The sequence below is a fragment of the Nakamurella alba genome, from assembly GCF_009707545.1.
GTDB lineage: Bacteria > Actinomycetota > Actinomycetes > Mycobacteriales > Nakamurellaceae > Nakamurella > Nakamurella alba.
Window position 1 is genome coordinate 254,055 of sequence record NZ_WLYK01000005.1, and the last position, 23,852, is coordinate 277,906.

Consider the following 23,852-nt stretch of genomic DNA (forward strand, 5'->3'; position numbering starts at 1 on the left):
CCGACCCCTTTCGATCCCCCCACCGAACGTCCCCCCGGCAACCGCACCGTCAGCGGCCCTGCGCGATGAGCTGGTCGACCGGGGCGTAGTCGTCGGTGAGTGGACCGGCGCCGTCGATGAAGGTCTCGAGATCCGTTCCGGTGGTGAGCACGTCGGTGTCGTCCCGGTCCCGGTTGGCGGCCAGGATGCCCTCGGCGTCGATGGGTGCGTGGGAGGCGACGAGCACCATGTTGCCGCCGGACTCGCCCTGGGCGCGGCCCGGCGGGGCGAGCAGCGCGACGTGCTCGAAGACCTGCTGCAGCGTCGCCGCTTCCGCCCGGGCGAAGCCGAACGGCGGGTAGTCGATGACGTTGAGGACGAAGACGCCGTCCGGCCGCAGCACCCGGTCGATCTCCCGCGTCCACTCGACGGTGCTCAGGTGCCAGGGCACCGACAGCCCGCCGAACGCGTCGCCCAGCACGATGTCGGCGGTGTCGTCACCGATGCCGCGGATGCCGATCCGGGCGTCGCCGGTGGTCACGGTCAGGTCGTCGGAGAGGGTGAGACCCAGTTGCCGCTCGGCGATCTCGACCAGCGCCGGGTCGAGTTCGAGGACCCGGGAGGTGGAGCCGGGGTGGGTGACCTCCAGGTAGCGCGGCACGCTGAACCCGCCGCCACCGACATGCACGGCGTCCAGCGGCGCACCGTCCGGCGCGGTCGCGGTGATGACGTCGGCGAACAGCTGGGTGTACGAGAAGTCCAGGCGCGACGGGTCTTCCGGGTGCACGCAGCTGTGCCGGAGGGTGTCCAGGTAGAGGGTCAGCCCGTCCGGGCAGCCGGCCAGGTTGGGGATGACCCGGGCACAGAAGTACGCCGACTCCTCCTGGCACGGGTTGAGCGCTCCCCCGATCGCGCTGCTGCCGGCGGCGCCGACCGCGGTCACCCCGATCACCACGGCCGACAACGCCGCCGGGAACGGCGCTTTCCGGGCCCGGCGCTGCGCCATCTCCACCGCCAGGCCGGACAGCAGCAGGGCCACGGCGACCCCGATCATGATCGGCGTGGTGGGCCAGGTGGCGACCAGCAGGAAGCCGGTGAGGAAGGTGCCGACGATGGCGCCGGCGGTGCCCAGCGCCGAGATCCGGCCCACCGTCGACCCGGTGGTCGCCAGATCCGCCAGCTGCAGCTTGACGACGGTGGGCGGCACGGCGGACAGCACCGCGGCCGGCAGGAAGAACGCCAGCCCGACCAGGATCAGCACGGCGACCGGGCCGGTGCCGAGCGGCAGCTGACCGACCAGCCGGACGATCGGCACGATCAGCAGCGAGAGCGCACCGCCGACCAGCAGCACCGGACCGAGTACCCGGCTCGGGTCCACCCGGTCCGCCATCCGGCCGCCGAGCCAGGTGCCCGCGGCGATCGCCGCCAGGATCATCCCGATGATGCCGGTGTAGGTGGCCAGGGTGTCGCCGACGTAGGGCGCCAGCAGCCGGGCCGCCAGGATCTCCATGACCAGCACGGCCGCGGAGGTGAAGAAGACCAGCAGGCCGGCCGTGAAAGGTCGCATGACCCCAGTATCCCGGGCGGCCGTCGGGGTCCGGTCAGCTACGACGCATGCGTGACACGAACGCGCACAGCGCCAGTCCGACGACCATCAGCAGCAGCGACACCGACACCGCCGGACCGACCGGGACGCCGGTGGCCGCGAGCTCCGGTCCGGTCGGCCCGCTGCTCGAGGAGGGCAGCACAGCTGTGGTCGTGCCGGCCGGAACCGTCGTGGACGAGTGCGGGGGCGCGGCCGACGACGGAGCGGTGGTCGGGTCACTGCCGCCGACCGCGGAGGTGGTGGTCGCCGGCGCGGCGACGACGGTGGCGACGAACCGGGTGGGCTCCAGCGCGGAGTCGATGACCATCACGTCAACGGTGGCGGTGCCGGGGGCCACTCCCGCCACCACCACGGGCGAGGTCGCGTGGCCCGCGTCGTCGACCTGCACGGTGGCATCGCTCGTCCCGTCGGCAAAGGTGGTGAATCCGTCGAGGGAGAACAACACCTGTACGCCGCCGGCGGCGGGATAGCCGTTGGCATCCAGCACGCTCACCACGAACGGGTCCGCGAACGACTCGCCGACGGTGGCCGACTGCCCGCCGCCACTCACCTGCAGCAGGTACGCAGGCGGCGCGTCGACCACGGTGAGCACTCCGGCCGCGAAGGAATCGGCGGCACCGTAGGCCAGGATCTGCACCTGCCCGACCGTCGGGCCGGCGGTCATCCCCGGACTCGTCACCCGGCCGTCGGCGCCGGTCAGCAGGGTGACCGAGCTCTGTCCGCCGGGGAAGGTGGCGGTGGCGGTGTAGAAGCCGCCGGTCTGCAGCTCGAAGGTGACCGGCCACCCGACGAGCGGTTCGCCGTACTCGTCGTTGACGATCGCTGTCACCGGCTCGTCGAACGGGAGCCTGGTACCCGCGGTCTGCGCATCGCCGTCCACGAAGTCCACGAGCGGCAACGGCGCGGCCGAGGTCTGGGTGAAGGTCACCGGTTCCGCCACCCCTGGCGTGGTGGCGGTGATGACGAGATCACCGATCGCCCCGGCGGTCAGTACCGAGTCCGGGGCGGACGTGTAGGCATAACCCTCCGCGTCGCTGGTCACCACGACGCTCTGGAACCCGCCGGTGAAGCCGGCGGTGCCGGTGTACCCGGGCGAGATCGGCTGGATCGCGAAGGTGACCTGGACACCGGCGACACCTTCGTCGTCGGCGTCCAGCACGCGCGTGATCAGGTTGTCCGGAAAGGCGTGCCCGGTCTGCACCGACTGCGCGTCGCCGCCGTTCTCCACGAGCGCGACCGGTGGACCGGCGGCGACAGCGGTGCCGGTGACACCGGTGCCCAGCACGATCATTCCGGTCAGCACCAGAGCTGTGGCGCGGAACCGTAGGGGCGAAGGCGTCACTCGTACTCCTCGACGGCCGGGAACTCGGTCACCAGGAGCAGAACGGACACGAAGGGTCGGCCGCAAGGGCCGACCGGGTCAGGACTCCGGGTCGTAGGGGGTGCCGTTGGGCGAGCTGTCCAGGTTGGTCGGCGGCTCGGCGACCAGCGGCGCCGGCTCCTCGCCGACGGGGAAGACGGAGACGTAGAAGCCGGCCTGCTGGTCCTCGGGCAGCTGCTGCCCGAGCAGGTACTCCTTGGCCAGGGCGGTGACGTCCTCGCCCACCGGCACGGTGAGTTCGAAGGAATGACCCGATGCCAAGTTGGTCAGGGCGTGGATGCTCATGCTTGCCGTCTCCTCGTCGATGGTGCGGTACCCACCGGTCTCCGCCGAGGGCCCCGGTCAATCCTCCGGGGCCGCAATCGTCCGACCGGGATCAGCCGGCCGGCCGCAGTTCCCCGGAGCCGCGCTCGATCAGCGGCACCGGGAGCACGATCCGCTCCGCCGGACCACCGGCACCCGAGATGCGCTGCAGCAGCCGGTCCACCGCGGTCTCCGCGAGAGCCCGCGGGTTCTGGTGGATGACCGACACCGCCGGCGAGATCGTTGCTGCCAGGTCGAAGTCGCCGAAACTGACCAGCGCGACGTCGGTCCGCCCGGTGCGGTGCAGGACGGACACGGCGCCGGTGCTGGCGTGCTGGTTGGAGGAGAAGATCGCGGTGGGCGGATCGGGCAGCGCCAGCAGCTGCGGGACGGCGATCCGAGCATCCGGCGCCTCGTCGCAGTCGGTGCGGATCCACCGCGGGTCCGGCTCGATCCCGGCCTCCGCCAACGCCTCCCGGTACCCGACGAGTCGGTTCGCCACCGTCTCCAGCCGGGTGGTCCCGCCCAGGAACGCGATCCGCCGGTGGCCGTGCCGCAGCAGGTGGGTGGTCGCCGCGTGACCGCCGTCCCGGTCCCGGACGCCGACCTGGTCGAAGTCCGCGACGTCGGCGCTGCGGTCGATCAGCACCACCGGCAGGTCGCCGGCCGCGGCAGGCAGGTAGCTGTGGTCGGACGCGTTCGGCACCAGCAGCAGGCCGGCCACCTTCTGCTGCAACATCCGGTCGACCTGACCCCGCTCGCGGACCGGATCGCGGCCGGTCGAACCGATCAGCACACTGAAACCGGCCGCCAGCAAACGGTCCTCGATCCCGGACGCCAGAGCCGCGAAGAAGCTGTCGGAGATGGAATCGACGATCACCCCGACCGTTCCACTCACCCCGGTGCGCAGCGAGTGCGCCACCGGGTTGCGGACGTACCCCAGCTGTGCGACCGCGGCCAGCACCTTCTCCCGGGTCGCCGGTGTGACCTCGGCCGCCCCGTTCACCACCCGCGACACCGTCTTGATCGACACCCCGGACAGCCGCGCGACGTCGTGGACCGTGGCGCGTCCCGACGGTGCGATCATCGCCCCATTCTCCCCGGAGCGACGACTCCCCGAACGACAACGTCCGTGGAAGTGGCCGCAACGGCCACTTCCACGGACGGAAGCCGGGTGCAGAAGGGGAAGGTCAGAGGGCCTTCTCCGCGGCGGTGAGCCGCTTGTCGTTGGCGTCGAGATCCGCGAGGTCGCTGCCGCGGGTCTCCTTGTAGAGCAGGGTGCCGGCGATCGAGACGCAGGCCATGATCGCGATGTAGATCGCGACCGCACCCCAGCCGGAGTTCGAGTCGGTGACCGGGGTGCCCTTGGCGGCGACGTTGGTCAGCAGCGCGACACCGATCAGCGGGGCGATGGAGCCGGCCACGATGCTGGTCAGCTGGGCGCCGACGGACACCGCGGTGTAGCGGATCTTCGTCGGGAACATCTCGCTCATCAGCGCCGGCTGCACCGCGTACATCAGGCCGTGGATGATCGAGCCGCTGACCAGGCCGAGGGTGAACCAGAGGTAGGACCCGCCGTTGCGGCTGCCGTCGAAGAGCAGGAATCCGCCCCAGGCCCAGATCACCATCAGCGTGGAACCGACCAGGTAGATCGGCCGCCGGCCGATCCGGTCCGCCCAGGAGGCCACCAGCGGGATCCAGAAGATGCCGGCGAAGTGCGCGATCAGCATGAAGGACAGGATCGGGACCGCGGCGATGCCGATGCCGGTCAGGTAGGTGATCGAGAAGGTGACGACCATGTAGTACATGACGTTCTCGCCGGCGCGGCACATCATCGAGGTGATGATCTCGCGCGGGTAGAGGCGGAAGACCTCGATGAACGCCGGGCGGGTTGCGGCGACCTGCTCCTCGCGGGCGGAGGCCGCCTTGAAGATCGGGGCGTCCTCGACGGTGCGGCGGATGTACCAGCCGATCAGCACGATGACCGCGGAGGCCCAGAACGCCACGCGCCAGCCCCAGCCGAAGAAGGCCTCCTGCGACAGCGAGACGTACAGGACCAGCATGACCACGGTGGCCAGGAAGTTGCCGAGCGGCACGCCGACCTGCGGGAAGCTGCCGTAGAAGGCGCGCTTCTCCTTGGGCGAGTGCTCGGAGATGAGCAGCACGGCGCCGCCCCACTCGCCGCCGACCGCGAAGCCCTGGACGAACCGCAGGACCACCAGCAGCAGCGGCGCGAGGAACCCGATCGAGCCGTAGCTGGGGATGCAGCCCATCAGGAAGGTGGCGATGCCGACGATGAAGATCGACAGCTGCAGCAGCTTCTTGCGGCCGTACTTGTCGCCGAAGTGGCCGAACACGATCCCGCCCAGCGGCCGGGCGATGAAGCCGATGGCGTAGGTCGAGAACGCGTAGATCAGGCCGGTCTTCGCGGTCTCACCCGGGAAGAACACGGCACCGAACACACCGAGCGCGGTGGCGGTGCCGTAGATGAAGAACTCGTACCACTCGACGACGGTGCCGGCCATCGACGCGGCGATGACCTTGCGCAGGCCCTTCTTGCCGATCGGTGCGTCCGGTACCGCGGCCCCGGCCGGGTTCGCGGGTGACCCGCTGGTGGTCGTATCACTCATCTTCGAGCTCCTGCTGGTGGTTGGTGCCTCGGTGTCTCCGGATCGGTGATGCCGGAGGGTGGTGCCGTTCGGTCCCCGCCGCGGCGGACGGGACCGTACTACCGGTCGACGAGCTTCACCAAGACGGAGCAGTCCTTGCCGGACCACCCGTGCGCGTCGATCGTCTCCAGGCGGTCGGCGACCGCCTGCGCGAAGGAGAGGTCGGTGCCCGTCTCCTCGCCGGCCTGCAGGGCGAGCCCCAGGTCCTTGCGCAGCAGCGCCGCGGAGAACCCGCCCTCGAAGTCGCGGTTGACGGCGGCGGTCTCGACCACACCCTCCACCGGATACCAGGTGCGAAGTGCCCAGCTGTCCCCGGACGAAACCGCTGCGAGCTGCTGGAACACCTTCGAGTCCAGGCCCAGGCGTTCGGCCAGCACGGCGCCCTCGCAGGTGGCCTGCAGGGTGATGCCGAGCATCATGTTGTTGGTGATCTTGGCGGCCTGACCGCTGCCCGGGCCGCCGCAGTGGAAGATCCGGCCGGCCAGCACCTCGATGACCGGGCGGGCCCGGTCGAGCACGGCGTCCTCGCCGCCGATCATGAAGGTCAGGGTCCCTGCCGCGGCGCCGGAGACGCCACCGGACACCGGGGCGTCGAGGAAGGCGAACCCGGCGGCGGCGGCACCGGCGTGCAGCTCGCGGGCGGTGGCGATGTCGATGGTGGACGAGTCGACGACCAGCGTGGTGGACGCGGCCGAGGCGAGCACGCCGCCCTCGCCCAGGATGACCTGCCGCGCGTGCCCACCGGCCGGCAGCATGGTGAAGACGATGTCCGCGCCGGCGACCGCAGCGGCCACCGAGTCGACGACGACGACGCCGTTGTCCGCGGCCGCCGCCTTCGCGGCCTCACTGAGATCGAAGCCGATGACGCGATGACCTGCGGCGACGAGGTTCGCTGTCATCGGGCCGCCCATGTTGCCCAGGCCGATCCATCCGATGTCCATGCTGGTTGCACTCCTCGCTGAGCAGGTACGGCGGCTGCCGGGAGCGGCAGCAGATGTTGTCCGGGTCACGTCCCGACAAGCAGCCATCTTGGTGGCAGCGACGCGCTCGAACCAGGTCCGGATCTGCACACTTGTTGTGCAGATTTGCAGACCACCGCGCCGACGGGGGATCCTCAGGAGGTGGTGAAGGCCGATGACCTGCTGGTCCTGCTCGAGGTGGCCCGCAGCGGGAGTCTGCTCGGTGCGGCGAGCGCGCTGGAGGTGGACCACACGACGGTGTCCCGCCGACTCAGTGCGCTGGAGCGCGCGGTCGGCGCCCCGGTCGTGGTGCGCACCGGGCGGGGTTGCGAGCTCACCGATCTCGGCCGTTCGCTGCTGGCACCGTCGGAATCGGTGGAACGGGCGGTCGGGCAGGCCCGCACCCTGGCGCAGCCGGGTGGGGTCAGCGAGCTGACCGGTCTGGTGCGGATCGCCGCGCCGGACGTGTTCGCCGTCGAGTTCATGGGCCCGGCCATGGCGCGGATGGTGCGTACCCATCCCGGGGTGACCCTGGAGCTGACCTCGGCGACCCGGCCGATGGTGCAGGGCAACGGCGCCGACATCGAGATCGGCGTCGGATCGTCGCAGCCCAGGCTGGAGACGGTGCTGCTCAGCCCCTACGTGCTCGGGCTCTACGGCAGCACCGACTACCTGGCCGACCACGGCACCCCGACCACCCGGGAGGAACTCGACGGGCACCGCCTCGTCTACTACGTCGAATCGCTGATCCGGGTCTACGAACTGGACGTGATCGACGAGCTGTTCCCCAGCCACCGGGTGCACGTCGCGTCGACCAGCGTGCACGCCCAGCTCACCGCGACCATGGCCGGCGCCGGGCTGGGGTTGCTGCCGGCCTTCCTGGCGGACGCGCAGATCGGGCTGCGCCGGGTGCTGCGGCACGAGGTGGACGTGCCGCAGAAGTACATCGCGGCGCTGGCCCCGCGCTCGCTCCGGCGGCCGGCGACCACCGTGGTGATGCAGGAGATCCGGTCGGAGGTGCGGGCCCGGCAGCACGAACTGATGGGGCGCCGCATCCGGCACGAGCCCTGAGTTGATCTTCGTTGCGCACTTCTGCACATATGACCGACCGCCGCAGACGGTCTCAGGTCCTGATGAGCGCGCGCAGGGTCCGGGCATTGCGGACGGCGTGCCCCGCGCCGTCGTTGTTGAAGTAACCGAACACCTCGTGGCCGCCGGCCCGCCACTCATCGATGCGGTCCGCCCACCAGTGCAGGTCGGCGTCGGGGTAGCTGCCCGCGTACAACTGGTCGTGGCTCGGGCCGTGCCAGCGCACGTAGACCTGTGGCGCCGTCGCCCGCAGCAGGCACGGGAGTTGCGCCCCGCTCATCACGCAGTACGCGGCCGCATGCCGTTCCAGGATCCGCAGGACCTCTTCGTCGTGCCAGGTCGGATGCCGGAACTCGACCGCCACCGGGATGCGGCCGCCGATCCGCTCCAGCAGGTTGTCCAGCAGCCCGTCGTCCCGGACCAGGCCCGGAGGCAGTTGGAACAACATCATCCCGCGCTTGTCGCCCAGCTCCCGCCAGCCGGCCACGAGTCTGTCGACCCATTCGGCCGGATCGGCCAGCCGTCGCGTGTGCGTGAGACCACGCGCCGCCTTCACCGAGAACCGGTACACCTCCGGCAGTCTCCGCTGCCAGGAGGCGAAGGTGCCCGGCCTGGGCCAGCGGTAGAAGCTCGCGTTCAGCTCGACCGTGGGGAACTCGTGGACGTAGATGCCGAACCGCTTCCCGGACGGCGTCCCCGCGGGGTACAGCACGTCGTTCCAGTGGTCGTAACTCCAGCCCGAGGTCCCGATCCACACCGCCGGGGTCGACATCAGCGTAGCGGGCCACCCCGGTCCGGCGAGGCCGGCGGGATCTCGTCGGCCCGGTAGGACTCGGCATCGATGGTGTCCCGGCGCTCCTCGGCCTTGCGCTTGAGGTGCCCGAGACCCGGGACCGAGCCGATGATCTCGTTGAGTTCGCGGGACACGTCGAGCAGATCGCGCAGGTCCGGGGCGACCGTGCCGAGGGTGTCCAGGATCGGCAGGATGTCGGTGCGCAGTTTGCCGACCAGTTCGGGCAGCAGGTCGACCAGCCTGACCACGGCCTCGACCTCGTCCGGGTCGGTGGTCTTCGCGAGGCGGTCGACGATCGGCTGCAGCGTCCGCAGTGCCGGTGCGAAGCCGTCCAGCAGGTCGTCGGCCGTGCGCGCGGTGTGTTGCGCCCGGCTGACCACCTCGGCCACCCGGTCCACCTGGGCCAGCGCCCGCTTCTGCACGACCTCGACCGAGTCGACGACGCCGGACACCCGGGCCATCAGCTGCTCCACCTCGCCGACGACCGCCACCACCCTCGGCACCACGTCGATGACCTGACCGGCGGTGTCGAGCAGGCGGCCGGGCAGGCGGAGCATCGAGGTCAGGTCCACGCCCGACCCGTGCCCGGGCGCGAGGGCCGACAAACCGGGCGCATGTCAGGCCCCGCGCAGGCTCAGCTCGGCGTCGAGCAGGGCGAGGTGGCTGAGCGCCTGCGGGACATTGCCGAGGAACTCCCCCGTCCCCGGATCGATCATCTCGGCGAATAGTCCGACATCGTTGGCCAGCGGGTGCAGCTGCCCGAGCAGTTCCCTGGCCTCGCCGCTGCGGCCGACGGCGGTCAGCGCCACCACCACCCAGAACGAGCAGGCGACGAAACAACCCTCCTCGGCCTGCATCCCCGTGTACCGCCAGAGCAGCGGGCCGCTACCCAGCTCGCGGCGCAGGGTGTCGATGGTCCGGGACATCCGCTCCCCGCGGTCGAACCGGTGACCGAGCAGCACCGAGGCGTCCAGCTTGTCGGACCCGGCGCACATCGTGTACGCACCGCGCGCTTCCGACCAGCACTCCTCGTCGAGGAACCGTGAGATCTGCTGCGCCTCGGACCGCCACCGGGCCGGGTGCCCACCGAGGTGACCGGCATCGGCGAGTTCGGCGGCCGAGGTCAGCGCCTGCCAGCACCCCATCTTCGACGACGTGTGGTGGGCCTCCTCCGGCAGCTCCCACAGGCCGGCATCGGGCCGCCGCCACAGGTCGCAGCACCGGTCCGCCATGTCGGCCAGGGTGCGGGCGCTGCGGTGGTCGAGCCGGTGCCCGGCACCGATGTAGGAGTGGATCAGGCCGAACAGGTCGCCGAACACGCCGAGCTGGAGCTGGTCCGCGGCGGCGTTGCCGATCACCACCGGCCCGATGCCGTCCCAGCCCGGGGCCATCGACTCCTCGTGCCCGGACGGCGCTCCGCCGCTGAGGGTGGTGAAGATGGGCGGCACCGGTCCGTCGTCACGGAGGGTGCGCAGCAGTCGGGAGGTGGCCGCGTGCACCTCCTCGCGCAGACCCAACCGTTGCAGCGCACTCACCGCGAAACTCGTGTCGCGGAGCCAGGAGTAGCGGTAGTCCCAGTTCTTCGGCACGGTCCGTGACTCCGGCAGCGAGGTGGTGCCGGCCGCGGCGATGGTGCCGGTCGGGCTGTGCACCAGCAGCTTCAGCGCCAGTGCACTGCGGGTCTCGACGAGCGAGAGCTCCTCGCCGCACTGCCGGGTCCAGGACTGCCAGCCCTCGACGGTCAGCCGGATCCGATCCCGGATCTGCCGGGGATCCGGCAGCGGCACGGGTTGGTCGTCGACGCCGATCACCGCCAACAGGTGCGTGCTGTCCGGCGCGGTGGTGAAGGCTCCGTGCACCGCGGTGCCGGCCCGTTGCGTGTCGTGGTCACCGTCGTGGTCCGGGCTGTGCTCGAGATCCACACCACGGCGCGGGAAATGGTGCTCGCCGCAGACGGCCAGCTGAACCGTGCCGACCCGCAATACGGGATCGCGGACGCCGTCGGCGTCCTCGGCGAACCACGGCGAGTGGGTGCGCCACTGCCCACCGGGCTGCACCGACCAGCGCATCCGCACCCGGCCGCGGACACCACGGACCGAGCGCGCGAACTCCGTCCACGGCAGCCGGCCGGCCACGCCGGAGTTGAGCGATTCGGTGATCTCCACCTCGCCGTCGGCCGTGCGCATGGTGGTGATCAGCACATTGGTGCCGTCGAGATAGCTTCTCTGTACGGTGAAGTCGTCGACCGGATGCAGGGTGATCCGGCCGCCACGATCGGCGTCGACGATCGCCCCGAACACCGGCGGGGTGTCCAGGTCCGGCACGGGCAGCCAGTCGACGTCACCGTCCGAGGCGATCAGCGCCACGGTGCGGCCGTCACCGATCGCCGCGTAATCGGCGATCGGCACCGCTCCCCGTTCGGTGCGCGCCGTAGGCGCACGGAATCCCCCGTCGTCCGGTGCCGGCATCAGATGGTGGCGACGGATCCGGAGTCGACGCGGTAGTTCGACCCGTTGACGAACGACGCCAGGTCCGAGACCAGGAAGGCGATCACCGCGGCGACCTCCTCCGGCCGGCCACGCCGCTTCAGCTCCATGTACGGGCGCTCCTCGTCCAGGAACGACTCGACCGCCTCGTCGAAGGACGAGCCCTGCTCCTTCGCCCGCTTCTCCATCATCTTGTCGGTCATCGGGGTGGAGATGAAGGCCGGCGACACGGCGTTCACCAACAGTCCCTCCTTCGCGTACGACCGGCTGAGACCCTTGGCCAGGGCGAGGATCCCGGCCTTCGCGGCACAGTAGGGCAGTTCGTCGTCGTAGGGCTGGACGGCGTCCTCGGAGGCGAGGAACACCAGGCGACCGTGCCCGGCGGCGCGCAGGTCCGGTAGGAACGCACGCACCAGCTTCACCGGACCCAGCAGGTCGGTGTCGATGGTGGAGGACCAGCCGTCGTCGTCGATCTCGTGGAACAGTCCCTGCGCGCCGGTGATACCCGCTGCCTGGACGAGGATGTCGACAGCGCCCACCTTCTCGTGCACCGCGTCGGCGAGCCGTTGCACGTCGGCCGCCTTCGTCACGTCCGCACCGACGGCCAGCACATCGGGACCGATGCGGTCGGCGGCCTCGGCCACCGATTCCTGGTCCATGTCGGTGAGGACGACGGTGGCGCCCTCCTCGTGCAGGATGCGGGCGGTCTCCCACCCGATGCCGGAGTCACCGCCGCTGATCAGCGCGACCCGACCGGTGATACCGAGATCCATGTGTTATTCCTCGTTCTCGTGAGCTCAGAGCTTGCGCAGCTCGGGGAGGATCTCGCTCTCGGCGGCGCCGAAGAACGATTCCTGGGCGTCGTCGCCGACCTGCACCAGGGCAAGATCGGTGTACCCGGCGTCGAAGAACTTCTTCGCCGCTTCCACGATCGCGCCGACATCGCTTCCGCAGGGCACGCTCTCGGCGACGTCGTCCGGGGTCACCGATGCCGACGCACTGTCGAACGCATCCGGGCCGGGCAGCTCTGCGTTCACCTTCCACCCGCCGGCGCTCCAACGGAACAGCCGGTGTGCCCGCTGCTTCGCGGCGTCCGCGTCCGAGTCCCAGCTGACCGGCAGCTGCGCGACCTTCCGGGACGAGCCGTCCCGCGCACCGTCCCAGTACTCTGCCAGCTCCGGCTCCGGGTCGATGCCCACCATGACGTCCGCCAGCGGCGAGAACAGTTCGCAGCTCTGCTGTCCGGAGACGGCGATGCCGATCGGCACCCGGGTGTCGGGCAGGTCCCACAGCCGCGCCGAGTCGACGTCGAAGTACTGCGAGTGCCGGGAGACCGGTCCGCCGTCGAACAGCTCACGGATGATGTGCACGGCCTCGACCAGCTTGTCCTGCCGCACGTTCGCACCCGGCCAGGGTCCGACGATGTGCTCGTTGAGCGACTCCCCCGAGCCCAGGCCGAGGGTGAACCTGTTGCCGGAGATGATCTGCAGGGTGGCGGCCTGCTGCGCCACCACCGTCGGGTGGTATCGGAAGGTCGGGCAGGTCACGTACGTCATCAGGCCGACCGACTCGGTGGCCTGGGCGACCGCGCCGAGGGTGACCCAGGCGTTGGGCGAGTGGCCCATCTCGTCCAGCCACGGGAAGAAGTGGTCGCTGGAGACTTCGAAGTCGAAACCCGCGCGCTCGGCCTGCTGTGCGTACCGGATCAGCGCCGTGGGCCCGGACTGCTCTGTCATCAAGGTGTATCCGATGGAAGCCATGGGCGCGCGGTACCCACGGTCCGGCGGGGCCACACGGCGGGCCGGTCAGCCGCCGCCGGCCGTGTCCTCGGTGCCGGCCACGTCGTTGCTCGTGCCGGTGTCGTGCTGCTGCTCCCAGAGCCGCTCCTCCTGCTCGCGGGTGGCCATGCCGCCGTGCCCTCCCTCGTCGGTCGGGCCCGGGCGGACGTTCGGCTTCACACTGCCGTCGAGGGGATGCGGTTCCTCGTCGTGTTCGCTCATGTTGTTGCACCTCTCCCGGGGATCGGGCGCCCCGGAGGGCCCGTTCCCGCGGTGGGATCCGGCGAACCGGCAGGATGTGCGCATGGCGCTCCCCTCCCTCCTGCGGTCCGTGGCCGACCGGGTCGACGCGCTGGACAAGGAGGTGGTCCGCCGGGTCGGTGCCACCGGGCACCTGCGGTACGACCCGGTGATCGATGCGCTGCTGCCGGTGACCCGGATCGCCGACAACTCGGTGGTCTGGATCCTGTCCGCCGCCGGGATGGTGGCGTTCGGCGATCCCGTGGTGCGGCGCCGGGCCCTGCAGGGTCTCGGCACCATCGCGGTGACCAGCCTGGTGGTGAACCAAGGCCTGAAGCGGCTGTTCTCCCGCCCGCGGCCGGACCAGCAGGTGGTGCCGGAGGACAGGCGTGCGGCGGCGAAGTCGTCGTCCAGCTTCCCGTCCGGGCACACTGCTTCGGCAGTGGCCTTCGTGACCGTGACCGGTCGTTCGCACCCGTTGCTGACCACACCGCTGGCCGTCGTGGCCGTGGCGGTCGGCAGCTCGCGCGTGGCCACCGGCATGCACTATCCGTCCGACGTGCTGGTGGGCGGCGCGGTGGGTGCGGTGATCGGCCGGATCGCCTGCCGGGTGTTGCCCTGACCGGCGCGTGACGGTTCCGGGCGCCGGAGGTGGGAACCGGCGGGACGGGACCGTGCGGCCCGGGTGCCGACCGGCGCGCGGCATGGATGCGGCCCGACCACGGAGGTATGACATGGATCTCAAGCCCGGCTGGCCGGCCCGCGCGGTGGCTGCTGTCACCGTCGCCTACGGCATCGCCATCGCCGTCGCCCCGAAGGTGCTGGCCAGGCCCGCCGGTCTGGTCTCGGAGGATCGCACCGTGCCACCGGCGGTGGCGAACCTGATCCGCTCGATCGGGGTCAGGGACGCGGCACTGTCGACCGCCCTGGCGCTTGCCCCCGCCGGCTTCGCCATGCGCTCGATGACCTGGGCGCGGGTGGCCATCGACGGTGCCGACGCCTTCCTGTTCTCGCGGCTCGCCGCGGATCGTTCTGCCGTCCTCAAGGTCTCGGGTGTTGCGGGCGGATGGGCACTGGTGCAGGCACTGGTCGGCCTGCGCGGGGTGGCTGCGAGGGGCTTGCCGCCGGTCACCGTGGTGCCCGCGACACCCTGACCGAAGGTCCGGGTCAGCGGTCCAGTTCGGCGAGTGCCTGCGGCAGCGCGTCGGCGAGCTCCCGGGCGAGGAACCCCATCGGGCCGATCGCCGCGATCAGCCTGTCGCCCGCGACCGCGTGGAGGTGGGTTCCCCAACAGGCCGCCTGCGCCGGCTCGGCGCCCCGGGCCAACAGGCCGGCGATCGCTCCGGCAAGGACGTCGCCACTGCCGGACGTGCCCAGTCCGCTGTGACCACTCGTGATCCGCCAGAGCCGCGCGCCGTCGGCGACCCGCCCCTTGGCGGTGACCACCGCGCCGTATCGCCGGGCGAGCGGCAGCAGGTCGCTGTCGGGGTCGAAGTCGGACTGCTCCAGGAGCCGGGCACCTTCCTCCGCATTCGGGGTCAGCACCAGCCGACCGGCGAGGTCTGCGACGAGACCCGTTCGGCCGGCGAGCACTCCGAGCGCGAACGCGTCCAGGAGCACCGGTGCGGTCGAGTCGGCGAGGGCCGGCCGTAGTTCGTCCAGCAGCGCACCGGTCAGTTCCGGATCGTCCAGACCGCTGCCGATGACGACCGCGTCGGCGCGGCCGATGGCGTCGTGCAACCGTTCGGCTGCGGACGGGAGCACGGAACCTTTCTCGTCCTCCGGGAGACCGACCACTCCCGCTTCCGGAGTGGCCACCGCCAGTGGAACCGCAACGGACTCAGCGACCGCAAGGGTGAGCCGCCCCGCGCCGACACGCAGTGCACTGAGCCCGCCCAGCTGCGCGGCTCCGGGAGTGCCCCGGGCTCCACCGATGACGAGGATCTGGCCACGGCCGTACTTCCCGCCGTCGGTGTCCGGCAAGGGCCAGTCCCGGAGCATCGCCGGGGTCACCTCGCGGGCTGCCGGCGGACTGTCCGTGCGGTCAGCGCGGCGCGACATCGGTGTCTCCCGCGTGCTCGGTGACCGTGGCACCCGCGCTTTCCAGATGACTCGCGGCATTGAACGAGGCGAGGTTCCAGCTGATCCCGTCCCCGGCGCGGGTGAGCTGGGTGACCGATGCGTTCACCACGGTGTGCGTCCTGGCGATCTCGAGCAGCTGATCCTCGTCCAGTTGTTCGCAGACGTAGCGGAGGAGAAGGATCACCGCGTCGTGTGCGACGAGCAGCACCCGGCCACCCGGATGCGCATCGTCGATGTCCCGGAGCAGTGACCGCAACCGCAGCACCACGTCCGTCCACGCCTCGCCGCCCGGTGGCCGGTAGTAGAACTTGCCCCACCAACGCCGGCGTGCCGCCTCCTGAGGGAAGCGACGTTCCACGCCGACGGCGGTCAGCAGGTCGAGGACCCCGAGTTCGCGGTCACGGAGCCGTTCGTCGACCCGGGGCCGTAGCCCCGACCCGGTCGCGTCCAGCGCGAGCTGCGCAGTCTGCCGCGCACGGAGGTAGGGCGAGCACCACACGGCCTGCGGAAGCGCTCCCGGGTCGAGACCGGCCATCCAGGCGCCCAGGGCCGCCGCCTGCTCGGCACCGCGGGATGTGAGCGGCACGTCGGCGTCGCGCTGCCCGATCTCGATGACCTCGGCACCGGCGGCCTGGGCCGCCGTGGCCGCGACGTTGCCGGTGCTCTCCCCGTGCCGGACCAGCCAGAGTTCGGCGGCCCCCGACCGTGTCGGCGGGTCGGAGGCGCCGTGGTCGGCGGGGTCCTGCGGGTGCATGGCAGCCATCCCCGGGCGTTGCCCGGAGCCGCGGTCCGGCAAACGACCCGCAGATGGGGTCGTGGCGCACCTCTACTCTGGGCGGGGTGACCACCGCACCCGCATCCACCGCGCTCAGCTGGATCGGACCCGGCCGGGACGACGCTGCCCGGGACGCACCGACGTTGGTGGTGCTGCACGGCTACGGCTCGTCGGAGGCCCAGATGATCGCGCTGAGCCCGCTGCTCGGGATGTTCCTCGGCAGGTCGGCGCGGGTGATCGCGGTGCGCGGCGAGTACCCGGCGCCCGGCCGCCGGGGGTTCTCCTGGTACCCCGGGGACCGGTACAGCCAGCCACCGGACGCCGACATCGCCGCCGTCGCCGACAGGGTCGCGGCGGCGGTGCAGGAGCACAGCGACCGGGCCGTCTGGCTCGGCTTCTCCCAGGGCATGTGCACCGCGATCACCGTGCTGCGGCGCCGCCCGGAGCTGGTGTCCGCGCTGGTGGCGCTGAGCGGGTTCAGCTTCGACGCCCCGCAGCCGGGCGATCCGCAGCTCGCCCGCGACGCCGCGGCCGGCCGCGGCGTGCCGTGCTTCTACGGCCGCGACCCGACGGATCCGGCCATCCCGGGATTCGCCGCGGAGTGGGCGCGACGGTTCCTCGCCGACCACACTGCCCTGGAGGAGCACAGCTACCCCGGTATGGGGCACAGCCTCTCCCCCGTCGAGATCGCGGACGTGGTGCCGTTCCTGAGACAGCACCTGGCATCCTGAGCAGGTGAACGGGGCGGACCGGGCGACGCACATCGAGGCGATCGCCGCCGCCGTGCGCCCGACCCCGACCGCCGGCCGGGTGATCGCCGTGCACGGCGGTCCCGGGGTGGGCACCACCTCCGCGGTCCGGGCGGCGATCGGCGCCGCGCTGTTCGACGCGGGCGCGGTGGTGGCCCTGCGGGCGGAGGAGATCCGTCGGCACGTCCCGTTCGGTGTGCTGGCCCCGCTGCTGCCGGAGGGCACCGCCCGGACCTCGGCGACACTCCTGGACACGGTCGACGAGCTTTGTGCCGCAGGAGATCTCATCGTCTGGATCGACGACGCGCAGTACGTCGACCCGGCGTCGGCCGCCGCGCTGGCCGTGCTGGCGGACGCCACCCGGTCGCTGCCGCTGTCCCTGGTGCTGAGCGGCAGCGGGCCGGAGGTGGCTCTCGGTACTGCCGGCACCGTCGGCGCCGCGCCGGATCTGGAGGTGGACCTCGGGTCGTCGGACGGTCCCGTGCCTGCACTCCCGGACCTGCCGGACGGCATCCTGCAGCTGCTCCGGGTGCTGGCGGTGGTCGGCACCGGGACCGACCAACCGACGCTGGCCCGGCTGGCCGGGACATCGGGGCCGCTGGTCGGCCGGTCCCTCGCCCCGGCCCTGGCGGCCGGTGTGGTCATCCGGCAGGACGGGCTGCTCACCTTCGCCCATGCGCGGGACCGGACGGGACTGCTCGACGACCTCTCCGGGACCGAGCGAGCCGATCTGCACCGGACCGTCGCCGAGGTGCTCGCCGCGACCGGCGGGGATCCGGCGCTGGCGGCCGAGCACCGCCGCCGGGCCGGGGATCCGGGAGCCGTTGCGGCGCTGCGGGAACTGGCCGCCGACTGGCAGGTGCTCGCCCCGGAGGGCGCCGCCGACCTGCTGGCGCAGGCACTGGTCGCGGAGCCGGACCGGGACGCCGACACCGTGACCGCGGACCGGGCCGAGGCGTTGATGCTGGCCGGTCGCGGGGTCGAGGCGGAGGACCTGGTGCGGTCCCGGTTGCCACTGGTCCGCGATCCGCGGATGGCCGGCCGGATGTCGACCATCTCGCTGCGCTCGCTGGTCAACCGCGGCAACATGCCGGTCGCCCTGGCCGAGATCGAGATCCTGCTGCAGCGAGCGGGTCTGCCCGCCGAGGCCGCGCGGGAGCTACGCGCGCTCCGGCTCTGGGTACTGGTGCTCGCCGGGCGGCTGCCGGAGGCCAGGAAGCTGCTGGACGTCGAACTCGACGCGGTCCCGGAGTCGGACCGGGACCTGGTGGCGGTGACGGCGCAGTCGTCGCTGCTGTGGTTGTCGGGGCGCCCGGCCGATGCGCTGCGGGTGCTGCCGGTCGCCCATGCCGCTCCCGCCGACGCCGACGGGAGCGGGCCCGGTGACGCGCTGACCGGGCCGGTGTGGCCGGCCCAGTACGTGTCGGCCCTGCAGGGACCGGCCGCCGGGCTGACCGTCGCGGCCGCCGGCCGGGCCACCTCGGACTCGCGGAACGCCCGCTGGGTGCTGCCGTTCCACGACTTCGTCATCGGCGGGCTGCGTTTCGCCGCCGGCGACTGGGACGACGCGGCGGCGATCTTCGACAGCGCGCTCGCCGCGGCGCGCGACACCGGGACCGGCTGGACCGCGCTCGCGGCGGCCGGCCGGACGCTGATCGACGTGCACCGCGGCGATCTCGGCGCCGCCCGGGACCGGATCGACGGCCTGGAGCGGCGGCGGGTGCCCACCCAGTTCGGCATGGACGGGGTGGCGCTGGCGTCGCTGGCGATGGCCGAGGCGGGTCTGTACGCGGACGACAGCCGGCCGCTGGACGAGCAGGCCCGCGGCATGGTGGTGCTCGCGGCGCAGGCCGCCTGGCGGGACTGCATCGACCGGGGCGGCGTGCTGTGGGCGGCCCGGATCGCGCCCTACGTGGCACGTCTCGCCGACGAACACCTGCGACTGGCGATCGCCGCCCACCTCGGAGCGCACCGCAGCCACCTGCCGGAGGCCGGCCCGGCAGCCGACCTCGCCGCTGGGCTGGCCCGCGTCGATCCGGCCACGACAGCTGCAGCCGCGGAGGAGTTCTCGAGGATCGGCCTGCCGCTGTTCGCCGCGGCCGCGCACGAGGAGACCGGTCTGCTGGCGGCCCGCACCGGCGACATCACCACGGCCGGGCGGGCGCTGCGCACGGCGCTGGACCTCTACCACCGGCTCGGCGCGGAGACCGACGAGCAACGGCTGCGGATCCGGGCGCACCGCATCGGCGCCCGGCCGGGCGGGGCGCGGACCCGCAAGCGGCCGGCCAGCGGTTGGGAGGCGCTGACCCCGACCGAGGTCACCGTCGCGGACATGATCAAGGACGGCCTGACCAACCCGGAGATCGCCCGACGGTTGTTCCTGTCGCCGCGCACCGTGCAGACGCACGTCTCGCACGTGCTCGCCAAGACCGGTCTGCGGTCCCGGGTGGAGATCGCCGCGGCGCTGGTCAAGGGCTGATCCCCCGGCCGTCCGGCGGCATGCACCATGATCGGGAGATGGCCCGCTTCCCCGGCAGCACCCACCTCACCGTGCACCGGCACTGGGGTCTGCGCGGCGCCGCCGGGATCCTGGTGCACCGGGCGGGACCGGAGGTGCTGCTGCAGCTGCGCAACACCTGGGTGATGCAGGGCGGGACGTGGTCGGTGCCCGGGGGTGCGCTGGAGCCCGGCGAGGAACCGGTCGACGCGGCCCTGCGGGAACTGCGCGAGGAGGCCGGCATCGCCGCCCGCGACGTCGTCGTGGACCCCGATCCGCAGGTCTGGACCTGCCCGGACTGCGGCTGGAGCTACTGGACGTTCCTGGCCCGGCCGGCCGGTGACCGGACGTTGCGGATCCGGATGAACGCCGAGGCCGCCGACATGCGCTGGGTGCCGGTGTCGGAGGTCGGCGCGCTGCCGCTGCATCCCGGGTTCGGCCGGTCCTGGCCGGAACTGGTGACCCGGCTCGAGGACTAGGGCGGCAGTTCACGAACGGTCGCACGGATGCCCGTGCTCGTCATGCCTTCCGGTGGTATCCGCGGCCGCGTCGGCCTGTCAGGTATCCCCGGGGCGACAATTCGCCACCATGGGTGCATGAAGACGGTCCAGGGGCGGGCGGGACGGTGGGGACGGTGCCGATGACCGGGTTGCCGGTGGTGGAGTCGGTCGGGCATCTCGCCCGGCTGGTCCGGTACCAGGCCGGGCGGCCGCTGTTCCTGCGCTGGACCGGCGACCTGCGGGCCGACCTGGACGCGCACGAGATCCTCGACCCGCAGACCGGCGTGCCGCTGCCCGGACTTCCGGCGGTGTCGCTGTCCGTCGAACCCTGGTGGGGCCGCCGGTCGGTCGAGCTGTGGGTGGCCCGCAAGCTGCACACGGCGGTCGCCGCACGCCGGCCCGGCGCCGCCCTCTGGGTGATCTCCGGGGCGGAGGTCGGGCGCGGGCCGGACAACGACTCGCTGGTGGTCGACTGCACCCCGGTCGCCCGGCTCGGCAGTCGGCTGATCGCCTCCGCGGGCCGGATCTGGGCCGATGGCCCGTCAGCCGATCCGGCCGTCGCGAGGGTGCCCGACGGGACACTGCCTGGTTGAGACGCCGACCGCTCCGGCCGGGCCGGTGCGGTCCGGCCTCAGTCGGGCTGCCGGGACCGAAGTTCTCGCTTGCGGTCCAGCAGTTCGGCGTCGGCGCGGGTCAGCAGGTCGGTGATCAGCTCACCGGGCCGGGCCTGCGCGATGCCGGCCGTCCACTCCGCAGGGTGTGCGCGCGCCAGGGTGTCCAGTCGCGCACGGGCCTCGTCCAGGTCCAGCCCGGACATCAGCAGCACGAACTCGTCGCCGCCGTACCGACCGACGACGGCCTGCCGGCCGAGGGTGCTGGTCCACAGCTCGGAGAGCTCGCGCAGCAGGGCATCCCCGGCGAGGTGACCGTCCTCGTCGTTGACCGCCTTGAAGTTGTCCAGGTCGATGATCGCAACGCAGACCGGGCGCGCCTGACGTCCGATCTCCCGCTCGGCCATCTGCAGCCACGTCGCCCGGCTGACCGCGCCGGTCAGCGCATCCAGCGTGCTGCGCCGGCGCAGCCGCCGGGTCAGCCGGTTCAGCGTCGCCGCCACCGCCGTCGACGCCAGTGCCACCGACAGCAGGTGCACGGCCTCCGGCCGGGCGCTGGACAGCAGCGCACCGCCCGCGTACGCCAGGACCGCCAGGACCGTCTGCAGCACCACGCTGCGCCGGGTCAGGAAGTAGCCCGCGTACATCGCGGCGATGATCACCGCCGGGCCGAGCCCGACCACGCCGGCGGTGGTGATCGACGCGGCCGCGAGCAGACCGACCAGCAACGAGAACAGCGCCAACAGGGACTGCATCAACCACGGCGGGAACCGGCGGCCGGTGGTCCAGAGCAGGATCCCCAGCACAACGGCGCCGCACCCGAGTGCGGTGAACAGCGGATATCGCGCGCCCGGCCGGTCGACCGAGATCACGAAGAACAGGCAGAGCGCACCACCGGCGGCGAACATCAGTGCCAGCACCCGGGCACGTTCCTCGCGCAGGTCGTACTGCCACGACAGCTCCAGCTGACGGGTCGGCACGGGCACCTCCTCGGCGGTCGCGGACGACGCCTAACGCGGCGGGGTTCGCGGGGGCTCGCCCCCGGCGGGGAGCGGCGGGCCGCCGGCCCGGACCCCACCCTCCGGACCTGCGACGGGCTGCGGCTGATCACCACCCGGGGAGGCGATCAGCCGCAGCGGGGAGAGCTTACGGTGCAGTGCCCGCCGAACGCGCCTCGAACCTCACGAATCGGACACTCCCTGTTCGTGCCCCGGTTGACACCGAGCCACGCGGGGCAGCGAACACACATGACCGAGTCGCACACCGAGCGTGAGGACAAGTTCGACGTCCCCGACGGCTGGATCCTGCCCGACCTGACCCCTGCCCTGCCGCCCGGAGCCGATCAGTCGATCGACGTCCAGCGGCTGTCGAACGAGTACTGGGACAACGCCGACCTGGACCTGCTCCGCGCCGGGGTCACCGTGCGGCTGCGGCACGGGGCCGGCGAGGACGGCTGGCAGGTGAAGGTGCCATCCGGGGCGGCACGGACCGAGTTCCGGTTCGGCGGATCGGCGGACACCCCACCGGAGGGGGTGCTCGACCTGGTGCGCGGGCTCGCCCGCGGCCGCCGGCTGCTGCTGCTCGCCACCCTGCACACCGACCGGGTGGTGCGCACCGTGCGGTCCGGCGACGAGGTGCTGCTGGAGATCGCCGACGACACGGTGCGGGCCGCCGCTCCCGGACCCGGCGAGGCCCTGCTGAACGAGTGGCGGGAGCTGGAGATCGAGCTCGGTCCTGGCGGGGACGAGGAACTGCTGGCCGCCGTCGGGAAGCGGGTGCGCAAGGCCGGGGCGGTGCCCGGCTCCCCGCCGAACAAGGTCGGCCGGGCCGTCGGCGGTGCCCCGGCTCCGGTGCTCGGGGCCGGCCCGCGGCCGGTGATCGAGTACCTGGCCGCGCAGCGGGACGCGGTGGTCGGTGGTGATCTCGCGCTGCGGTCCGGGCACGACGACGTCCACGCCACACGCGTCGGGACCAGGCGTTTCCGGTCGACCCTGCGCATCTTTGGTGGCTTCTTCGACGACGAGCGGGTGGCCGCCCTCGACGCCGAGCTGCGCTGGTACGCCGGTGTCCTCGGCGAGGTGCGGGACCGCCAGGTGCAGCGGCCCCGGTTCGCCGCCGCGATCGCAGCGTTACCGGATGAGCTGGTGCTCGGCCCGGTCGCGGGGTCGGTGGAGCAGCAGCTGCTGGGCGAGCAGGTCGCGGCCCTCGCCGAACTGCGCACCTTGCTCGACGGCGAGCGGTACCTCGCCCTGCTGCGTGCCCTCGACTCCTTCGTCGCCCGGCCGCCGCTGGTGTCCGGCTCGCACCGGCCGCTGCCGAAGATCGCCGAGCGGGCGGGACGCAAGGCGCTGCGGCGGCTCGACGAAGCGCTGGCGGCCGGTGACTCCGTCGGTTCCGATCCGGCCGCTGCCGACGGTTCCACCGGGCGGCACTCCCGCTCCGACCACGCCGACTCCGATCACGCCGACGAGCTGCTGCACCGGGCACGCAAGGCGGCCAAGCGGGCCCGGTACGCGGGCGAGCTGATCCGGGACGGATCGTCGACCGGACGGAAGAAGGCGGCCGCCGCGGCCGCGCAGGCCGACCGGTTCGAGGAGTTGCAGGACATCCTCGGCGAGCACCAGGACGGCGTGGTCGCCGCCGCCCTGCTGCGCCGCTGGGGTGCCGCCACCCACGGCCGGCCCGACGAGAACGGCTTCACCTACGGCCTGCTCTTCCAGCGCGAGCTGACCGCCGCCGAGCACGGGCGGGCTGCGGCGGAGCGGTGGCGCTCGGCGCAGAACTGACCCCGTTCGGCCACGACCGATCGGTTTGCTGGTCGGTCCTGGGCGCTGTGGTGGTGCTGGGTCGGTCGGTCCTGGTCGCTCGGTCGGTCCTGGGTCAGTCGGTCGGTCTTGTCGCGCGGTCGGGGCGGTCCCGGTCCGTCGGTCAGCCGATCCGTGCCGTCCCACCGCGGATCCCGCGGGAGAACGGCGCAGATTCGAAAGGCCACCCGGATACAGCAGTCGGGCCCGCGCCGGCCCGCCGATCCCGGTCGATCGGTCCTGGTCGCTTGGTCGGGGCGGTCCCGTTCGTCCGGTTCGCCGATCCGTGCCGTTGGACCGCGGATTCCGCGGGAGAACGGCGCGGATTCGAAGGACCACCCGCGTGCAGCCGTCGGGCCCGCACCGGCCGGTCGGTCCTGGTCGGCCGATCCCGGTCGGTCGATCCCGGCCGATCCCCGACGTTTGTCCACCGATCTGTGCCGCCCCACCGCGATTCCCACGGGAGAACGGCGCGGATCGATCGTCGATAGGCGTACTGCGTCTGCACCACGCAACGGCCGGGCCGCCGCGGTGCGGACGCGCCGGAGTAC

The 23,852-nt window shown here is 72.2% G+C and carries 23 protein-coding genes; 8 read left to right on the forward strand and 15 right to left on the reverse strand.

Going from position 1 to position 23,852, the window contains the following annotated elements; all coding sequences use genetic code 11:
- Positions 1 to 49 precede the first annotated feature (49 nt).
- The 6 genes from GIS00_RS13265 to mmsB form a co-directional block, all read right to left on the reverse strand.
- A complete protein-coding gene (locus GIS00_RS13265; RefSeq protein WP_154768906.1) occupies positions 50 to 1,546 on the reverse strand; it encodes a fused MFS/spermidine synthase in 1,497 nt (498 codons plus the stop codon).
- Between the two features lie 34 nt (positions 1,547 to 1,580).
- Positions 1,581 to 2,927: an RAD23 family protein gene (locus GIS00_RS13270; RefSeq protein WP_154768907.1), complete on the reverse strand. Its 1,347-nt coding sequence runs from the start codon at positions 2,925 to 2,927 to the stop codon at positions 1,581 to 1,583.
- A 78-nt stretch (positions 2,928 to 3,005) separates the two neighbouring features.
- The gene (locus GIS00_RS13275) at positions 3,006 to 3,251 is read right to left on the reverse strand and encodes a hypothetical protein (protein ID WP_154768908.1); all 246 of its coding nucleotides are present in this window, start codon (positions 3,249 to 3,251) and stop codon (positions 3,006 to 3,008) included.
- 91 nt (positions 3,252 to 3,342) lie between these two features.
- Entirely contained in the window at positions 3,343 to 4,356 is a 1,014-nt protein-coding gene (locus tag GIS00_RS13280) for a LacI family DNA-binding transcriptional regulator (RefSeq protein WP_154768909.1), read from the reverse strand.
- Positions 4,357 to 4,459: 103 nt separating this feature from the next.
- Positions 4,460 to 5,899, reverse strand: coding sequence for an MFS transporter (locus GIS00_RS13285; protein WP_154768910.1), 1,440 nt, complete (start codon positions 5,897 to 5,899; stop codon positions 4,460 to 4,462).
- A 98-nt stretch (positions 5,900 to 5,997) separates the two neighbouring features.
- The gene (gene mmsB / locus GIS00_RS13290) at positions 5,998 to 6,966 is read right to left on the reverse strand and encodes a 3-hydroxyisobutyrate dehydrogenase (protein ID WP_154768911.1); all 969 of its coding nucleotides are present in this window, start codon (positions 6,964 to 6,966) and stop codon (positions 5,998 to 6,000) included.
- Between the two features lie 93 nt (positions 6,967 to 7,059).
- Between mmsB and GIS00_RS13295 the strand changes: the two genes are divergently transcribed.
- Positions 7,060 to 7,968, forward strand: coding sequence for a LysR family transcriptional regulator (locus tag GIS00_RS13295; protein ID WP_322097928.1), 909 nt, complete (start codon positions 7,060 to 7,062; stop codon positions 7,966 to 7,968).
- 52 nt (positions 7,969 to 8,020) lie between these two features.
- On the opposite strand, the gene GIS00_RS13300 is transcribed toward GIS00_RS13295, so the two are convergent.
- The 6 genes from GIS00_RS13300 to GIS00_RS13325 all read right to left on the reverse strand — a co-directional run bounded on the left by GIS00_RS13300 (position 8,021) and on the right by GIS00_RS13325 (position 13,265).
- Complete coding sequence (locus tag GIS00_RS13300) at positions 8,021 to 8,758, reverse strand: DUF72 domain-containing protein (protein ID WP_154768913.1); 738 nt, start codon at positions 8,756 to 8,758, stop codon at positions 8,021 to 8,023.
- On the reverse strand, positions 8,758 to 9,336 hold the full coding sequence (locus GIS00_RS13305; RefSeq protein ID WP_154768914.1) for a hypothetical protein: 579 nt from the start codon (positions 9,334 to 9,336) through the stop codon (positions 8,758 to 8,760). The genes GIS00_RS13300 and GIS00_RS13305 overlap by 1 nt, the downstream gene beginning before the upstream one ends.
- Before the next feature lie 60 nt (positions 9,337 to 9,396).
- Positions 9,397 to 11,187, reverse strand: a complete 1,791-nt coding sequence (locus GIS00_RS13310; protein ID WP_322097929.1) for a glycoside hydrolase family 15 protein — start codon at positions 11,185 to 11,187, stop codon at positions 9,397 to 9,399.
- Between the two features lie 59 nt (positions 11,188 to 11,246).
- Positions 11,247 to 12,038, reverse strand: a complete 792-nt coding sequence (locus GIS00_RS13315; RefSeq protein ID WP_154768916.1) for an SDR family NAD(P)-dependent oxidoreductase — start codon at positions 12,036 to 12,038, stop codon at positions 11,247 to 11,249.
- A gap of 24 nt (positions 12,039 to 12,062) precedes the next feature.
- Complete coding sequence (locus GIS00_RS13320) at positions 12,063 to 13,001, reverse strand: TIGR03557 family F420-dependent LLM class oxidoreductase (RefSeq protein WP_230313537.1); 939 nt, start codon at positions 12,999 to 13,001, stop codon at positions 12,063 to 12,065.
- Positions 13,002 to 13,070: 69 nt separating this feature from the next.
- A complete protein-coding gene (locus GIS00_RS13325) occupies positions 13,071 to 13,265 on the reverse strand; it encodes a hypothetical protein (RefSeq protein ID WP_154768918.1) in 195 nt (64 codons plus the stop codon).
- 82 nt (positions 13,266 to 13,347) lie between these two features.
- Between GIS00_RS13325 and GIS00_RS13330 the strand changes: the two genes are divergently transcribed.
- Entirely contained in the window at positions 13,348 to 13,905 is a 558-nt protein-coding gene (locus GIS00_RS13330; RefSeq protein ID WP_154768919.1) for a phosphatase PAP2 family protein, read from the forward strand.
- 112 nt (positions 13,906 to 14,017) lie between these two features.
- Entirely contained in the window at positions 14,018 to 14,437 is a 420-nt protein-coding gene (locus GIS00_RS13335; RefSeq protein ID WP_154768920.1) for a hypothetical protein, read from the forward strand.
- Positions 14,438 to 14,450: 13 nt separating this feature from the next.
- Here GIS00_RS13335 and GIS00_RS13340 read toward each other — a convergent pair whose 3' ends face one another.
- Complete coding sequence (locus GIS00_RS13340; RefSeq protein WP_154768921.1) at positions 14,451 to 15,344, reverse strand: NAD(P)H-hydrate dehydratase; 894 nt, start codon at positions 15,342 to 15,344, stop codon at positions 14,451 to 14,453.
- Positions 15,328 to 16,119 carry a histidine phosphatase family protein gene (locus GIS00_RS13345; protein WP_154768922.1) on the reverse strand — a complete coding sequence of 264 codons (792 nt, stop codon included), beginning with the start codon at positions 16,117 to 16,119 and terminating at the stop codon, positions 15,328 to 15,330. Before GIS00_RS13345 ends, GIS00_RS13340 begins: the two co-directional genes overlap by 17 nt.
- An 86-nt stretch (positions 16,120 to 16,205) precedes the next feature.
- Between GIS00_RS13345 and GIS00_RS13350 the strand changes: the two genes are divergently transcribed.
- The 4 genes from GIS00_RS13350 to GIS00_RS13365 all read left to right on the forward strand — a co-directional run bounded on the left by GIS00_RS13350 (position 16,206) and on the right by GIS00_RS13365 (position 20,479).
- Positions 16,206 to 16,871, forward strand: coding sequence for an alpha/beta hydrolase (locus tag GIS00_RS13350; protein WP_196073265.1), 666 nt, complete (start codon positions 16,206 to 16,208; stop codon positions 16,869 to 16,871).
- Positions 16,872 to 16,875: 4 nt separating this feature from the next.
- Entirely contained in the window at positions 16,876 to 19,368 is a 2,493-nt protein-coding gene (locus tag GIS00_RS28970) for a helix-turn-helix transcriptional regulator (protein ID WP_154768924.1), read from the forward strand.
- A 38-nt stretch (positions 19,369 to 19,406) separates the two neighbouring features.
- Positions 19,407 to 19,865, forward strand: coding sequence for an NUDIX domain-containing protein (locus GIS00_RS13360; protein WP_154768925.1), 459 nt, complete (start codon positions 19,407 to 19,409; stop codon positions 19,863 to 19,865).
- Between the two features lie 161 nt (positions 19,866 to 20,026).
- Positions 20,027 to 20,479 carry a DUF6098 family protein gene (locus GIS00_RS13365; RefSeq protein ID WP_154768926.1) on the forward strand — a complete coding sequence of 151 codons (453 nt, stop codon included), beginning with the start codon at positions 20,027 to 20,029 and terminating at the stop codon, positions 20,477 to 20,479.
- 38 nt (positions 20,480 to 20,517) lie between these two features.
- On the opposite strand, the gene GIS00_RS28415 is transcribed toward GIS00_RS13365, so the two are convergent.
- Positions 20,518 to 21,477 (reverse strand): GGDEF domain-containing protein, encoded by a 960-nt coding sequence (locus GIS00_RS28415; protein WP_154768927.1) that lies wholly within the window; start codon positions 21,475 to 21,477, stop codon positions 20,518 to 20,520.
- A 267-nt stretch (positions 21,478 to 21,744) separates the two neighbouring features.
- Here GIS00_RS28415 and GIS00_RS13375 point away from each other — a divergent pair, with 267 nt between their 5' ends.
- Positions 21,745 to 23,283 carry a CYTH and CHAD domain-containing protein gene (locus tag GIS00_RS13375; protein WP_154768928.1) on the forward strand — a complete coding sequence of 513 codons (1,539 nt, stop codon included), beginning with the start codon at positions 21,745 to 21,747 and terminating at the stop codon, positions 23,281 to 23,283.
- Positions 23,284 to 23,852: the final 569 nt, after the last annotated feature.

What these genes read in the sequence shown, in the direction of transcription:
- GIS00_RS13265 (WP_154768906.1), bottom strand. Translation starts at nt 1,546, where the DNA reads ATGCGACCTTTCACGGCCGGCCTGCTGGTCTTCTTCACCTCCGCGGCC.
- GIS00_RS13275 (WP_154768908.1), bottom strand. Translation starts at nt 3,251, where the DNA reads ATGAGCATCCACGCCCTGACCAACTTGGCATCGGGTCATTCCTTCGAA.
- GIS00_RS13280 (WP_154768909.1), bottom strand. Translation starts at nt 4,356, where the DNA reads ATGATCGCACCGTCGGGACGCGCCACGGTCCACGACGTCGCGCGGCTG.
- GIS00_RS13285 (WP_154768910.1), bottom strand. Translation starts at nt 5,899, where the DNA reads ATGAGTGATACGACCACCAGCGGGTCACCCGCGAACCCGGCCGGGGCC.
- mmsB (WP_154768911.1), bottom strand. Translation starts at nt 6,966, where the DNA reads ATGGCTGCTTGTCGGGACGTGACCCGGACAACATCTGCTGCCGCTCCC.
- GIS00_RS13300 (WP_154768913.1), bottom strand. Translation starts at nt 8,758, where the DNA reads ATGTCGACCCCGGCGGTGTGGATCGGGACCTCGGGCTGGAGTTACGAC.
- GIS00_RS13305 (WP_154768914.1), bottom strand. Translation starts at nt 9,336, where the DNA reads ATGCTCCGCCTGCCCGGCCGCCTGCTCGACACCGCCGGTCAGGTCATC.
- GIS00_RS13315 (WP_154768916.1), bottom strand. Translation starts at nt 12,038, where the DNA reads ATGGATCTCGGTATCACCGGTCGGGTCGCGCTGATCAGCGGCGGTGAC.
- GIS00_RS13320 (WP_230313537.1), bottom strand. Translation starts at nt 13,001, where the DNA reads ATGACAGAGCAGTCCGGGCCCACGGCGCTGATCCGGTACGCACAGCAG.
- GIS00_RS13325 (WP_154768918.1), bottom strand. Translation starts at nt 13,265, where the DNA reads ATGAGCGAACACGACGAGGAACCGCATCCCCTCGACGGCAGTGTGAAG.
- GIS00_RS13330 (WP_154768919.1), top strand. Translation starts at nt 13,348, where the DNA reads ATGGCGCTCCCCTCCCTCCTGCGGTCCGTGGCCGACCGGGTCGACGCG.
- GIS00_RS13335 (WP_154768920.1), top strand. Translation starts at nt 14,018, where the DNA reads ATGGATCTCAAGCCCGGCTGGCCGGCCCGCGCGGTGGCTGCTGTCACC.
- GIS00_RS13340 (WP_154768921.1), bottom strand. Translation starts at nt 15,344, where the DNA reads ATGTCGCGCCGCGCTGACCGCACGGACAGTCCGCCGGCAGCCCGCGAG.
- GIS00_RS13345 (WP_154768922.1), bottom strand. Translation starts at nt 16,119, where the DNA reads ATGCACCCGCAGGACCCCGCCGACCACGGCGCCTCCGACCCGCCGACA.
- GIS00_RS13360 (WP_154768925.1), top strand. Translation starts at nt 19,407, where the DNA reads ATGGCCCGCTTCCCCGGCAGCACCCACCTCACCGTGCACCGGCACTGG.
- GIS00_RS13365 (WP_154768926.1), top strand. Translation starts at nt 20,027, where the DNA reads ATGACCGGGTTGCCGGTGGTGGAGTCGGTCGGGCATCTCGCCCGGCTG.
- GIS00_RS13375 (WP_154768928.1), top strand. Translation starts at nt 21,745, where the DNA reads ATGACCGAGTCGCACACCGAGCGTGAGGACAAGTTCGACGTCCCCGAC.